Genomic DNA, 1,065 nt, shown 5'->3' on the forward strand with positions numbered 1-1,065 from the left:
TACCGTCAGGCTGGAGCCGCGTCGCGCCACTCGCCGAGAGGCGACCTGCACACCGACACCGGTGCCGCCCCCGACCCACCCGGTCGGGGGCGGCACTGTTTCTGCGTCCGACGGCTGGAGCCTGCGCCCGCCGACTGGGACCTCGGTTCGCGAAGGCCGCTCGTCTGACCTATGTTCGTGGGGTCGCTCGCGTGGGAGGGGGTGTCGGGGATGGGTCTGCGGACGTTCATCGAGGGTTGGCCGGTTTATCGGCAGCTCACCGGCACGGACCCGCTCGGCCGGGGCGTCGCGGCGCAGTCCACCCGTACGGCAGAGTTGACCGCCCGCACCGAGACCGCCGACAGTGTCGCCCGGTCCGTGTGTCCGTACTGCGCTGTGGGTTGTGGTCAGCGGGTGTTCGTCAAAGACGGGCGGGTCAGCCAGATCGAGGGTGATCCGGACAGCCCGATCTCGCGGGGTCGGCTCTGCCCGAAGGGCTCGGCCAGCAAGAGCCTCGTGACGAGCCCGCTGCGGCAGACGAAGGTCCGCTATCGCCGCCCGTACTCGACGCAGTGGGAAGACCTGGAGCTCGACACCGCGCTCGACATGATCGCCGACCGGGTGCTCGCCGCACGCGAGCAGACCTGGGAGGACGTCGACACGCAGGGCCGCCCGCTCAACCGCACGCTGGGTTTCTCCAGCCTCGGTGGGGCGACGTTGGACAACGAGGAGAACTACCTCATCAAGAAGTTGTTCACCGCGGCGGGCGCGTTGCAGATCGAGAACCAGGCGCGTATTTGACACTCCGCCACCGTCCCCGGTCTGGGGGCCAGCTTCGGTCGTGGCGGTGCGACGGACTTTCAGCAGGACATCGCCAACGCTGACGTCATCGTCATTCAGGGCTCCAACATGGCCGAGGCACACCCTGTGGGTTTCCAGTGGGTGATGGAGGCCAAGCGTCGTGGCGCCAAGGTGTTCCACGTCGACCCGCGGTTCACGCGGACCAGTGCGGTGGCGGACAGCTACCTGCCGATCCGGGCGGGTACGGACATCGCGTTGCTGGGTGGGGTGGTGCGCTACATCCTG

General features: G+C 68.5%; 1 protein-coding gene. It reads left to right on the plus strand.

The window, feature by feature from the left end; all coding sequences use genetic code 11:
- Nucleotides 1-210: 210 nt before the first annotated feature.
- The coding region (locus ADK66_RS28185) for a molybdopterin-dependent oxidoreductase (protein WP_231640226.1) at nt 211-1,065 on the plus strand (855 nt) is incomplete at its 3' end.

It is taken from the genome of Micromonospora sp. NRRL B-16802 (assembly GCF_001279555.1).
Classification (GTDB): Bacteria; Actinomycetota; Actinomycetes; order Mycobacteriales; family Micromonosporaceae; genus Micromonospora; species Micromonospora profundi.